Annotated in this window: 10 protein-coding genes; 3 read left to right on the forward strand and 7 right to left on the reverse strand. The window is 38.0% G+C overall.

The genetic code is table 11. The features are described from left to right. Positions 1–390 precede the first annotated feature (390 nt). From ACQKN2_RS23920 to ACQKN2_RS23940, 5 genes are all read right to left on the reverse strand, one after another. Complete coding sequence (locus ACQKN2_RS23920; RefSeq protein ID WP_427417155.1) at positions 391–570, reverse strand: FeoB-associated Cys-rich membrane protein; 180 nt, start codon at positions 568–570, stop codon at positions 391–393. Between the two features lie 10 nt (positions 571–580). Further along, positions 581–2,560 (reverse strand): ferrous iron transport protein B, encoded by a 1,980-nt coding sequence (gene feoB / locus ACQKN2_RS23925; RefSeq protein WP_427417156.1) that lies wholly within the window; start codon positions 2,558–2,560, stop codon positions 581–583. Beyond that, positions 2,557–2,784, reverse strand: coding sequence for a FeoA family protein (locus ACQKN2_RS23930; RefSeq protein ID WP_134018385.1), 228 nt, complete (start codon positions 2,782–2,784; stop codon positions 2,557–2,559). Before ACQKN2_RS23930 ends, feoB begins: the two co-directional genes overlap by 4 nt. A 130-nt stretch (positions 2,785–2,914) precedes the next feature. After that, positions 2,915–3,619: a response regulator transcription factor gene (locus ACQKN2_RS23935; protein ID WP_427417157.1), complete on the reverse strand. Its 705-nt coding sequence runs from the start codon at positions 3,617–3,619 to the stop codon at positions 2,915–2,917. Between the two features lie 147 nt (positions 3,620–3,766). Further along, positions 3,767–6,484: a DUF4118 domain-containing protein gene (locus ACQKN2_RS23940; protein ID WP_427417158.1), complete on the reverse strand. Its 2,718-nt coding sequence runs from the start codon at positions 6,482–6,484 to the stop codon at positions 3,767–3,769. Positions 6,485–6,856: 372 nt separating this feature from the next. Here ACQKN2_RS23940 and kdpA point away from each other — a divergent pair, with 372 nt between their 5' ends. The 3 genes from kdpA (at position 6,857) to kdpC (ending at position 11,531) form a co-directional block, all read left to right on the forward strand. Further along, entirely contained in the window at positions 6,857–8,560 is a 1,704-nt protein-coding gene (gene kdpA / locus ACQKN2_RS23945) for a potassium-transporting ATPase subunit KdpA (RefSeq protein ID WP_427417159.1), read from the forward strand. 258 nt (positions 8,561–8,818) lie between these two features. After that, positions 8,819–10,882 (forward strand): potassium-transporting ATPase subunit KdpB, encoded by a 2,064-nt coding sequence (kdpB, locus tag ACQKN2_RS23950; protein WP_427417160.1) that lies wholly within the window; start codon positions 8,819–8,821, stop codon positions 10,880–10,882. Positions 10,883–10,892: 10 nt separating this feature from the next. Next, complete coding sequence (kdpC, locus tag ACQKN2_RS23955) at positions 10,893–11,531, forward strand: K(+)-transporting ATPase subunit C (protein WP_427417161.1); 639 nt, start codon at positions 10,893–10,895, stop codon at positions 11,529–11,531. A gap of 85 nt (positions 11,532–11,616) precedes the next feature. Here the strand turns inward: kdpC and ACQKN2_RS23960 are convergent, their stop codons facing one another. Both ACQKN2_RS23960 and ACQKN2_RS23965 read right to left on the reverse strand, forming a co-directional pair. Next, a complete protein-coding gene (locus tag ACQKN2_RS23960) occupies positions 11,617–12,672 on the reverse strand; it encodes a 2,3-butanediol dehydrogenase (RefSeq protein WP_427417162.1) in 1,056 nt (351 codons plus the stop codon). Positions 12,673–12,802: 130 nt separating this feature from the next. Beyond that, on the reverse strand, positions 12,803–13,006 hold a 204-nt coding region (locus ACQKN2_RS23965; protein WP_427417163.1), incomplete at its 5' end, for a hypothetical protein.

Consider the following 13,006-nt stretch of genomic DNA (forward strand, 5'->3'; position numbering starts at 1 on the left):
TTCGCACAGATAAAACATTTGTTGCTGACGCTTCGCTTTCGCACAGATAAAACATTTGTTGCTGACGCTTCGCTTTCGCACAGATAAAACATTTGCCGCTGACGCTTCGCTTTCGCGCAGAGCAGAGCTTCCATGGGGCGTCCGATGAGCCGCTTGGGCCAACACGATGTTGGTCACGAAGGCGTTATCACAGGATGTGATGGTTTTAGCCTTCGTTCCTCTATTGCTGATCCCCGAGGAGCCGCCCAGCTGGAACGAAGATCAACTTATTCACATGGTATACGTTTTAGCAAAATGTCATTTCAAAATTCCTGCACTCCATCTCTAAAAGTGCACAAAAAAGCGAGGTAATCTCCAACGAATTAACAGTTTGGAAATACCTCGCTCTATTTATTTAGTAGTAAAATCTTTCAGTTGAGAAGGGGGGACACAAGCGTTAGAGGAGCAACTTTTCTGTAATGAGCACGATGCGCATTTGCCCTTCTTTTGCTTCTTAATGCTCTTATATAAGGTAATACCAGCATAGCCAAATATAATACTACCGATTAAGATATTAATCAATAAAGACATTCTATACACCTCACATCAATAAATTCCCAATACCATAAATCATAAGTGCAATAAGATATGCCACAACAAATGGATAAATGGTTGCGAATAATGTCCATTTCACAGACTGTGTTTCTCTTTTTATTGCACCTACTGTAGCTAAACAAGGCATGTACAGTAAAACAAAGGCCAAGAATGTATAAGCACTTAAAGCTGTAAAATGAGTTGTCATTGTAGACGATAAGACACCTTCACTTACGCCATAAATAATCGCCATTGTCGAAACAATTACTTCTTTTGCCAGGAAACCAGCAATAAGGGATGCACCGGCTTGCCATGTTCCAAAGCCAAGTGGGATAAACAACACACCAAAAGCGCCTCCAATAATTGCTAAAAAGCTATCATCCATATTGACATTAGCGCCATGTGGTCCTAAATAAGAAAGAAGCCAAATAATCACGGAGCCTGCAAAGATTATAGTACCAGCCTTGCGGAAAAATCCTTTTCCTTTTTCCCAAGTGGAACGCCAAAGTGTTTTAAGCTGTGGTACATGATAAGCTGGTAATTCAACAATAAAAACTGAAGTTTCATTTTTTAAGATCGTCATCGACAATAATTTTGTTACAATAAGCGCTACCACTATACCCATTACATATAGGGAGAATACGACTAAGGATTGATGTGCAGTAAAAAATGCTGCACCAAACAAAGCGTATACAGGTAACCTTGCTGAACAGCTCATAAACGGAGCAACAAGAATAGTTAATAGTCGTTCTCTTGGCTGTTCAATTGTTCTCGCAGCCATTACACCAGGAACATTACATCCAAAGCTTACAATCATCGGTATAAAGGCCTTGCCGTTTAAGCCGAAAAATTCCATAATGCGATCCATAACAACAGCAATTCTCGCCATATACCCGGAATCTTCTAATAGTGAAATAAAGAAAAACAGTACAAAGATTTGTGGAATGAAAACTAAGACGCCACCAACTCCTGCAATGATCCCATCACATATTAAATTAATAATAAAAGGGGCCGCACCAATAGCTTCTAAGCCCTGAGTAACAGTATCTGTAAGCGGTCCGCCTACAATGCCATCCAGGAAATCAGAAAGAGGGGTACCAATCCATGCAAAAGTTGCTTGAAACATTAAAAACATAAGCGCTAAGAAAATCGGAACACCTAAAATCGGATGTGTTAGAATTTTATCAACTTTCTCTGACCATTGTGTTTCACTTTTCTCTTGTATGATTACTTCGCTGTAGATGTTAGAAATATATAAATCACGTTTCTTAGCAATAGCTTTATTTAATGGTTCTCCTATTTGTTTCTCTAAAGCATCTCGCATGGCAGCAAGTTGTTCAAAGTATTCCTTGTCTTTCAAATAAGCGTCAACAGCATCATTTCCTATTAAAAATTGAATAGTACACCATCTTCTTTGTTCTTCAGGAATATGCTGTAACAATGCTTCAATTTTTGAGATGCCTTCTTCAATTTGGTCATCATAGGTTAATGTAAAACGTTGTTGAGTATGATCGGAGGCTTGAATCGCAGCATAAATACCTTCGACACCTTTACCAGTACGAGCGCTTATTGGAATAACAGGTACTCCCAAAGAACTCTGTAATTTTTCGACATTTATTGAAATGCCTTTCTTTTTCGCTACGTCAATCATATTTAAACAGATGAAAACAGGCTTGCTTAATTCAAGTATATCTACTGTTAATTGCATATTTCGTTCGAAATTAGAGGCATCGATAATATTTAAAATTCCATCTACCTGATCTTCAAGTAAAAATGAAGTAACAACACTTTCATCTCTTGAAATGGGATTAAGTGTATATACACCAGGTAAATCAATAATTTCTTTTTGTAGTTTTTTTACTTGTCCTACTTTTTTTTCAACGGTTACACCACTCCAATTGCCAACGTATTCATACGAATTTGTCAACGTATTGAACAATGATGTTTTACCGATATTCGGGTTTCCTATTAAAGCTAACCTACTCATACTTGTTCGACCTTTATATCCATTAAATCTTTTTTTCTAAGTCCGATTTTCTGTCCTTGACATTCCAAAATACAAGCTCCAGAAAACCATCCTTTTTGGACCATACAAACTTGACAGCCTTCTTTTATACCAAAAGCATTTAATCGTTTACATAAAAGAGAGTCAATTTGCTGTAGATCTTTCACTTTAACTTGTTCACCCAATTGAACCGCATGAAGGTTCATAAGATCTACCTACTTTCTTGTGAGTGATAATCATTATCAGATAAATATTATCATTTTTTATCTTGTCTATCAATAATAAGTTTCCTGTTTAAAGTATTATTGGGTTAGCGAAGTTAAAGCAAGATCAACCTTATTCTTCATCATGACAGCGAAGCATCCTGTACCCAACGCGGACATGTGTCTGGATTAGCTTTGGGTTAGCTGGATTGTCCTCTATTTTCTTTCGAAGAGTAGCCATAAAAACTCTTAGACTTGGAACGTCCGATTGAAGTGCGTTATGCCAAATTTCTTTTAAAATAAAATTATGCGTTAAAACTTTACCGACATGCTTTGATAAAATAACTAAGAGCTTATATTCAATAGGCGTCAAATGTACTTCTTTGCCATTTACAAACACTGTATTTGCCGCGTAGTTTATTTGTAAATGACCATTTACAAAGACAGAAGGTTCATTTTCTGACGGATGCTCAAATGACATTCTTCTCAAAGCTACTCGAATTCGGGCTAATAGCTCTTCAACACTGAAAGGCTTTGTAACATAATCGTCTGCACCAGCATTTAAAGCATTGATTTTATCGTGCTCTTCGCCGCGTGCACTAACTACGATAATAGGTGTTTGAGTCCAGCTTCTAATTTTCGTTATAAGCTCGACACCGTCTATGTCTGGTAGCCCTAAATCCAAAATAAAAACGTCTGGATTCATAGCAAGAGCCTTTTGTAGAGCACTATTACCATCTCGTGCAATGTCGAATTCATACTGCTGGGTAGCTAATGTCATTTTAATTAAATTACCAATGGCTACATCGTCTTCTACTACTAGAATTCGTTTACTCATCGAATTTCACTACTCCTTTTTCAGCTCATCCCCATAACGTGGGTGGGGGGATTTCCAATTGGGCGTTTACATAGGGACGTCTGAACGTCTGATTAGAGTTCCGTCTATGACACTGATCCTAAGAAATCGCCCAACCTCCACTACAATTTAATAAAGGTCATCCCTGATTTTAGGTAATGAACTTTTTTTCAGTGAAAACTTAAATATTGTTCCTTTTGGTTTATTATCCGAAACTGTTATTTCACTACCATGTAATTTTAAAATAGTTTGACATAGCGCTAAGCCTAAACCCAAGCCTCTTCGACTATCGCTCCGCTGTACTTTTCCGGTAGTAAATGGCTCAAAAAGGTTGTTTTTTATAGCATCATCAATGCCGGGGCCATCATCAGTAATACTAAAATGTACGAAACGTTCAGATTCTTTGACCTTTATAGTAATAGCACTACCGGATGGTGTATAGGTCAATGCATTATCAATAATATTAATTAGAACTTGAATAATCAGTCGTGCATCCATTACAGCAAATAGAAATTCTGGTTCAATATGATAGGATATTTCATGTTTATTGTTAAGACGAACGACATGCGATAGTGCCTCTTGAATAATATCTTCTACAAGTTCCAATTGCATCTCCATTGCAAATTGTCCGTCCTCTAATTTAGACACAGCAAGTAAGTTTTCGACCATTTGTACAAGCCATTTCGAATTTTTATAAATATCCTCATATATTTTGCTTTTTTCATCCTCTCGAATTTGAGGTGCATTAGATAGTAATATATCTGCATTACCGGAAATAGCAGTTAGCGGTGTTCTTAAATCATGAGAAACTGCGCGCAAAAGGTTTGCTCGCATTTGTTCCATTTCAACTTCTCTAGCTACTTCTGCGTTGAGTTTTTGTAAATACCATTTATCAAGTGCGAATGAAAAATCATTAATAATGGCATGCAAAATATTACGCTCAAATGCAGGTAATGGTGATTGCTTTGACAGGGCAATACCGATAACACCTTTAACACTCCCATTTGAAATAACCGGTAAATAGTAGGCATTCACTTCAGGAAATATATCAGTGGATACACCTGCTCCATGCTTATTATTGATAACCCAGCTTACTACACCATGCTCATTCGGATTCTCGAAGAGGGAAGCTATCTTCTTATTTTCAATACTAGATATGCTCTCGGTACGGAAAAAAATAGAGTTCACAATTAAGTTATTTTCTATCTCAAAAAATTGTACTGGTTTTTCTACTAATTTAACGATTTGTGACATGCCTTCAGTAATAATTTCTTCTATTGACTTAGCATGTTGTAGCCTACGATTTGTCTCAAGGAGCACCTCCGTTCGATAAGATTTACGAACAGCTACAATGGTTTGCTCTTTTATTTTTTTCGTTAGGCTACTTGTAATCAATCCTGAAAGGAACATGATTACAAAGGTCATCGGATAGTCGCGATGATAGGCGTTAAATGAAAATCGTGGTTCAGTAAAAAAATAATTAAAAAGCAGTACTGCTATGATGGAGCTAATAATGCTCATCATCCAACCTGATGACCAAATGGCAAGAATTAAAACACCTAAAATGTAGATAGTGATAATGTTCGAGTCGCTGACACCAATTGTGTAAAAATATAGCCCAACAACTGATACTATGCCAAATACTACAGCCATTTTTAATAAGTCAAGCCATTCAAATGACAGCTTATTTTTTACAGTAGGGAAGTAGAATTGTTCATTTTCCTGATCTGGGACTATATGTATGGCTAAATTCGGCACAAATTCGTTGAGTCGATCACTGATTTTTGTGTTTGGTCGCCACCATTTTTTTCTCATGCTAGTTCTACCAATGACTAATTTTGTGACACCACTAATTTGTGCATAGTTGGCAAGGGCAGCAGCTACATCATCTTCCTGAACTATTACGACATGGCCACCAAGCTGTTCAACAAGCTTTATATGCTGATGAAGTCGTTCAGAATTTGCGTTATTCCTATCATGCTCTCGGACATTTTGTACGTAAAGTGCTGTGAATTTTCCATGTAATGCCTGTGCAAGTCGTGCGGTAGTTCGAATAACCTTGGCATTCGTAGGAGAGCTACTAATACCAACAAGTAAATGCTCTTCGATTTGTACATGATGCTTTATAGATTCGTCGCCGTTTACCTGCTTATAGTTAATCGTATCTGCAGCTCTACGTAATGCAATTTCTCGAAGGGATACTAAATTTTGTTTACAAAAAAAAGATTGTAACGCTTTTTCAGCTTGTTGTTTTACATAAATTTTGCCTTCTTGTAGGCGTTGAATTAACTCATCTGGTTCAATATCGACAATTTTTATTTGTGCAGCTTGATCAATTAAATAATCTGGAATACGCTCTCGTACTTTTATCCCGGTTATTTCTTCTACTATATCGTGTAGGCTTTCAATATGTTGAATATTTACGGTTGTATAGACATGAATGCCCTTTGCAAGTAATTCCTCTACATCTCCAAAACGTTTTTTGTGACGCATCGTTGGAACATTGCTATGTGCCAATTCATCAATAATGACAATTTCTGGTTTGCGCTTTAGTACCTCATCAATATCTAATTCCTGAAAAGGTTTCCCTTTATAAATTATTTTTTTCGTAGGAATTTGCTCAAGTCCTTCGAGTAAAGCTAACGTATCTGGACGAGGATGTGGTTCTACATAGCCAACTACCACATCTTTACCAAGTTTTTGTGCTTGATGTGCTGCATCTAGCATTGCATAAGTTTTACCTACTCCAGCAGCATAACCAAGAAAGATCTTTAGCTTCCCTACAAATTGTTCTTCCTGTTGAAGCCTCGCTAAAAACGTCTCTGGAGTTGGACGTGTATTTTCCATCCTCTTTCACCTCATTTGTATTATAGCGTTATTTTCCATTAAGAAAGTATTAAGATTTTCCCTCTTTATAGTTTCTTAATAGGAAAAGCGATTTCCTAACACTACATTAATTTGAAAGTCAGTATGATGAGAGCATCCAAATAAAGGAGGGTGCTCGATTGATGGACTTTTATATGATTGGCTTACTCATCATAAGCTTTGCAAGTCTATATGCATTAACAGCTTGGTGCTTCAAGTTAGTCGATGAAAAGTAAGGGGGAATAAAAAATGTGGATTTTTATGGGGATTGTACTTGTATTCCTTTTCGGTTATCTAGGGCATGCATTACTTTATCCTGAAAACTATTAATAGGCTTGTAGGAGGTATTGCATTATGTGGCAAATCGCCATCGTATTAATTATTTCTTTACCAATCGTTATTTTAACTGGTCACTATTTATTTAGGGTGACAATGCAACAAAAAACATTGCTTGATCCAATATTGGATAGATTTGATGCCGTTATTTATAAATTATGTGGCATTAAGCAAGTAGATATGACGGGTAAACAGTATGTACTTTCATTAATTTTGTCGAACGCATTTATGGTATTTATTGGATACGTTCTTTTGCGAATTCAAGCTATGTTGTTTTTAAACCCAAATGATATTGACAATATGGGAGCAACACTTTCATTTAATACCATAATTTCATTTATGACGAATACAAATCTTCAGCACTATAGTGGCGAATCAGGACTAAGTTATTTATCACAAATGCTAATCATTATCTTTATGATGTTTACATCTGCAGCTACTGGTTATGCCGCTTGTATGGCATTCTGCCGTCGTCTTGTTGCTAAAACTGACACTATTGGCAATTTCTTTGTGGATTTTGTTCGTGTTATTACACGTGTGTTAATGCCTATATCTATTGTTGTGGCCATTATTTTAGTATCTCAAGGTTCACCACAAACCTTGAGTGCGAATAAAACTATACAAACAATAGAAGGTAAACTACAAGATATTGCACTTGGACCTGTAGCCTCTCTTGAATCTATCAAGCATATAGGAACAAATGGTGGTGGTTTTAATGGGGCGAATTCGACAACACCTTTTGAAAACCCAACGGTCATTTCTAATATTGTGGAAATGTTATCTATGATGCTATTACCAGGTGCTTGTGTAGTTGCCTTTAGTTTAATGGTTGCATATGGAAAAAGGAAAACGATCTTTGGAAAACAAGGGCTCGCCATTTTTGTGGCAATGAGTGCGCTATTCTTAGTTGGATTAGTGACGGTGTATGTTGCAGAGAGAGCTGGTAATCCGATCATTAGTGAGCTCGGAATTGCACAGGAGCTTGGCAGTATGGAAGGAAAAGAGATGCGCTTTGGGGTGGCACAATCAGCGTTATTTACGACCGTGACCACTGCTTTTACAACGGGATCTGTCAACAATATGCATGATACGTTAACGCCGCTTGGTGGTCTTGTTCCGATGTTTAATATGATGCTAAATGTTGTGTTTGGAGGCAAAGGAGTCGGTCTGATGAACATGATGATGTATGTACTCCTGACAATTTTCATCGCCTGTTTAATGATTGGTCGAACACCTCAGTTTTTAGGAAAGAAAATTGAAGAGAAGGAAATGAAGCTAATTGCTCTTTGTATTTTAATCCATCCTGCTATTATTCTACTATTTTCAGCACTTGCAGTTGCAACAACAGCAGGTGTAGCAGGCATAACGAATCCAGGTGCACATGGTTTATCTCAAGTACTTTATGAATTTGCCTCTGCCTCTGCAAATAATGGCTCAGGTTTTGAAGGATTAGCTGACAACTCAACATTTTGGAATGTGACGACAGGGCTAGCAATGTTCTTTGGACGCTATTTGACGATCATTATTCAACTAGCTATAGCGTCTCTACTAGCGAAAAAAATGTTTCACAGTGACTCGGTGGGAACCTTGAGAACAGATAATACTATTTTTACATTTTTACTTGTTGCTATCGTTCTAATGATTGGTGCTCTTACATTTTTACCGGCATTAGCACTCGGGCCAATTACGGAGCACTTACAACTTTATCTTCATTCAGCTTAAGACTCCTGTCTCGGAATGTGGTGAGATGAATGCGGATATGATTCCTTTTCAGTGGGTATCCAAATACCTGCTGAAATAGAGGGACTCAGTCTAAGAACGCCACGTCCTGTGGCAACGACTGAGTGACCAACATCACGTTGGCCTAAAGCCTCCGGCGGATGTCACGGATTTTGAAAGGAATGAATTGTGCGAGCACAATTCAAAATCCGGACGCAATTACGCCGAGGCGAAATTGATTATTAATAAGGAGAGACACCTATGGAAACAGCAAGAAAAGGTTTGATTACGGGCGATATGCTTAAAAGCTCGATTATAGACGCTTTAAAGAAATTTAGTCCACTATATATGCTGAAAAATCCAGTTATGTTTGTAGTAGAAGTAGGGTTTATGTTTGTGCTGCTATTAACCCTCTTTCCGAATATGTTTGGTAGCGGAGTAGGAGAACATGATCGATTGTATAATGCGATCGTCGCGATCATTCTTTTTGTAACCATTCTATTTGCAAACTTTGCCGAGTCGATTGCTGAAGGTCGAGGAAAGGCGCAGGTTCAAACGTTAAAAAACACAAAAACAGTTACACAAGCTCGTGTTTTACTTAGTGATGGCTCTGAAATACTTAAACAGGCACATGAATTAAAAAAGGGCGATATTGTTTTAGTTCAGGCAGGTGAGGTTATTCCAAATGATGGAGAAGTTATTGAAGGAATTGCTACAGTAGATGAATCGGCGATAACAGGTGAATCTGCGCCTGTTGTAAAGGAACGGGGTGGAGATTTTTCATCAGTTACAGGTGGTACGACGGTTACGAGTGACTGGTTGATGATCGAAATTACTTCGATGCCTGGTGAATCATTTTTAGATAAAATGATCGCGCTCATCGAAGGAGCCAGTCGTAAAAAAACGCCAAATGAGATAGCGCTCAATACACTTTTAGTAAGCCTAACGATTATTTTCTTATTAGTTGTTGTGACACTCTATCCAATGACAATTTATTTAAATGTACCGATTTCTATCGCAACGTTAATTGCCCTGACAGTTTGTTTAATTCCTACAACGATTGGTGGATTATTGTCGGCGATTGGTATTGCAGGAATGGATAGAGTGACTCAGTTTAATGTTATTGCGATGTCTGGAAGAGCCGTAGAGGCGTGTGGAGATGTAGATACATTAATCTTAGATAAAACAGGAACTATTACTTACGGAAATCGAATGGCAGCTGAGTTTCTCCCAGTAAAAGGTGTAGAAAGTAAAGATTTAATGCAAGCTGCATTCCTTAGTTCTTTAACAGATGATACACCTGAAGGAAAGTCTATTTTGTCACTTGCTTGTGAATTAGGAGTGAATACTGACGATGAAGAAAACATTATCAAGCTAAGCGAACATATTCCCTTTACCGCACAGACTCGTATGAGTGGTTTGGATATGAAGGATGGCACAAAAATTCGAAAAGGAGCCTATGATACGATAAAAAAAGAGAGCATAAACGCAGGTCATAGCATTCCTACAAATTTGGAACAGCTGATTCAACAAGTATCTTCTGTTGGCGGGACACCACTCGTAGTAGCGCTAAACGATAAAATTTTAGGTGTCATTTACTTAAAGGATGTCGTAAAGGCAGGACTCAAGGAACGCTTTGACCAGCTTCGAGCAATGGGCATTAAAACGATCATGTGTACAGGAGATAATCCTCTAACCGCTGCGGCCATCGCAAAGGAAGCAGGGGTGGACAGCTTTATTGCAGAAAGTAAGCCGGAAGACAAAATTCAAGTCATTAAAGATGAGCAGGCACAAGGGAAAGTAGTAGCTATGACTGGTGACGGGACGAACGATGCCCCTGCATTAGCACAAGCTAACGTAGGTCTTGCCATGAATTCGGGAACAAATGCAGCAAAGGAAGCTGCGAACATGGTCGATTTAGATTCAAATCCAACTAAAATTATTGAAGTTGTAGAAATAGGGAAACAGTTGCTCATGACGCGAGGGGCATTAACGACTTTCAGTATTGCAAATGATATCGCAAAGTATTTTGCCATTATCCCAGCTATGTTAATGGTCGCTGTACCAGAGATGGGTACATTAAACATTATGAACCTCAATTCTCCATCCAGTGCGATTATTTCTGCTTTAATTTTTAACGCAGTAATTATCCCATTATTAATACCTATTGCAATGAAGGGTGTAAAGTATGTGCCGATGAGTGCTACAAAATTATTAAATAAGAACCTACTTGTTTATGGCGTAGGTGGGATTATCGCTCCTTTTATCGGCATTAAGTTGATTGATTTACTAGTTGGACCACTATTCCAGATGTTTGGTTTATAGGAGGAAGGACATGCGGAAATTTTTTGAGAATTCTAAGCAAGCATTTTTAATTACAATGACAATGTTCGTTTTATGTGGTTTTATATACCCATTTGCAGTAACTGCATTAGCTCAAGGATTATTTCATCATAAAGCAAATGGTAGTTTAATAGAAGTGGAAGGTGAAGTTGTTGGTTCAGAATTAATCGGTCAAGCTTTTACTGCGCCGGAATATTTCTGGGGGCGTGTCTCCTCTGTTAACTATAATGTCTATACGAAAGAGGATACGATCCCAGACGAAAATGGCCAGGTGAACTATAGTGGTGTTAGCTCTGGAACGTTTAACTATGCACCATCCAATCCAGAATTAAAGAAACGGATAGAAGCAGATATCGAGAAGTTTTTACTAGCAAACCCATCTGTAAAACGACAAGACATACCTGCTGATTTAATGACAGCTTCAGGCTCAGGTTTGGATCCACATATTAGTGTGAAGGCTGCAGAAATACAAGTTGAACGAATTGCCAAAGCAAGTGGGCTTTCGAAGGATGAGATTGAAAAAATTATAGAAGTAAATACGGAAAAACGTACGTTAGGGACTTTTGGAGAAAATAAGGTGAACTTCCTAATGGCGAATCTGGATATTATGAAAAAAATGGAGAGGAAATAGGTTCATCACCAAAAGTTAGGGATGGCATTTAATTAAAAACAGGTAGAGAAAAGCTTCTTAGTTTTCTCTACCTGGCTCTTATATATTAAGCTTGTGAATTGACAAGGATTTTAATATGGTTTCGCTCTTTCATTAGTGCCTCGAAGCCTTCTGTTACGACTTCATCAAGAGCAATTCGTTTTGTCACAAGTTTTTCAGCAGGGAAGTAGCCTTGTTTCATTAATTCCATAACTGCTGGGAAAATATCGCGATAGGCAATAATACCTTTTACAGAACGCTCTGTTAGTACGATATTGTTAGGAAGAATAGAAGCTGCAGTTTCCCAAATAGAAACGATAATTGTTTCACCTTCAAATGTTGTTGAATCAATCGCTTGCTGTAATACTACAGGAACACCTGTTACTTCAAATGCAACATCTACGCCACCATTTGTTAATTCATGTAGACGAGCTACTGCATCCTCATCTTTAGGATTAATAACGGCTGTAGCGCCTAGCTCTAATGCTTTAGCAGCACGCTCTGCCGAAAGTTCTACCGCATAAATTTCGGCTGCTCCAGCTGCACGCAATGCCTCGATAACAAGAAGACCGATTGGCCCTGTACCAAAGACAGCAGCTGTATCGCCAGCTTTTAGTTTGCTTTGACGAACTGCATGTAATGCTACTGCTGCAGGTTCAACAAGTGCACCTTGTTCAAAGGAAAGACCCTCGGGCATTTTGTGTACCATTTTTTCATCTACCATTGTATATTCAGAGAAACCTCCGCCACCGCCAGAAAGACCGTGGAATCCTAAGTGCTTACAAATATTATATTTCCCTTTTTTACAAGCGGCACATTCGCCACACGCAAGAATAGGTTCTACAACGACAGGATCTCCAACTTGTACCTTTGTAACACCTTCGCCAATTTCTACTACTTCACCAGAGAACTCATGTCCCATAACGATTGGCGCAATATCTTTACTTACATAGTGAGGATGTTCCACTGGAATGAAAATTGGGCCAGCTGCGTATTCATGTAAATCACTACCGCAAATCCCTGTCCAATGTACTTTGATTTTTACTTTTCCAGATGAAATTACTGGTTCTTCAATGTTTTCTACACGGATGTCTTTTGCTTTATACCATCTTGCTGCTTTCATAATAAGTCAACCTCCTCTAGTTTCTTACATTTTTATCGTAACATATGGTAATTCTTCAATTCATTAGTTAACAATGAATTGACATAAAAAATACTAATTTTTAGCTTCTTCCCAACAGCATTATAGTCTTTTAACTTGTCGGAAAAATAATAAACATCAAATAAAGTGTCAGGTGTGCTGAATAACCATTTTTATACATTCGATTAATTCGAGGAGGCTGATTTCCACTACGGGCTACTCGCTTTGTTGCTGACGCTTCGCTTTCGCACAGATAAAACATTTGTTGCTGACGCTTCGCTTTCGCACAGATAAAACATTTGTTGCTGACGCTTCG

Origin of the sequence: Lysinibacillus sp. NPDC093688, assembly GCF_050280145.1 — a bacterium.
In the GTDB taxonomy this organism is placed as follows: domain Bacteria; phylum Bacillota; class Bacilli; order Bacillales_A; family Planococcaceae; genus Lysinibacillus; species Lysinibacillus xylanilyticus_B.

Excerpts from the sequence above, each read along its gene's own strand:
- ACQKN2_RS23920 (WP_427417155.1), bottom strand. The coding sequence starts at position 570 with ATGTCTTTATTGATTAATATCTTAATCGGTAGTATTATATTTGGCTAT.
- feoB (WP_427417156.1), bottom strand. The coding sequence starts at position 2,560 with ATGAGTAGGTTAGCTTTAATAGGAAACCCGAATATCGGTAAAACATCA.
- ACQKN2_RS23930 (WP_134018385.1), bottom strand. The coding sequence starts at position 2,784 with ATGAACCTTCATGCGGTTCAATTGGGTGAACAAGTTAAAGTGAAAGAT.
- ACQKN2_RS23935 (WP_427417157.1), bottom strand. The coding sequence starts at position 3,619 with ATGAGTAAACGAATTCTAGTAGTAGAAGACGATGTAGCCATTGGTAAT.
- ACQKN2_RS23940 (WP_427417158.1), bottom strand. The coding sequence starts at position 6,484 with ATGGAAAATACACGTCCAACTCCAGAGACGTTTTTAGCGAGGCTTCAA.
- kdpA (WP_427417159.1), top strand. The coding sequence starts at position 6,857 with ATGTGGCAAATCGCCATCGTATTAATTATTTCTTTACCAATCGTTATT.
- kdpB (WP_427417160.1), top strand. The coding sequence starts at position 8,819 with ATGGAAACAGCAAGAAAAGGTTTGATTACGGGCGATATGCTTAAAAGC.
- kdpC (WP_427417161.1), top strand. The coding sequence starts at position 10,893 with ATGCGGAAATTTTTTGAGAATTCTAAGCAAGCATTTTTAATTACAATG.
- ACQKN2_RS23960 (WP_427417162.1), bottom strand. The coding sequence starts at position 12,672 with ATGAAAGCAGCAAGATGGTATAAAGCAAAAGACATCCGTGTAGAAAAC.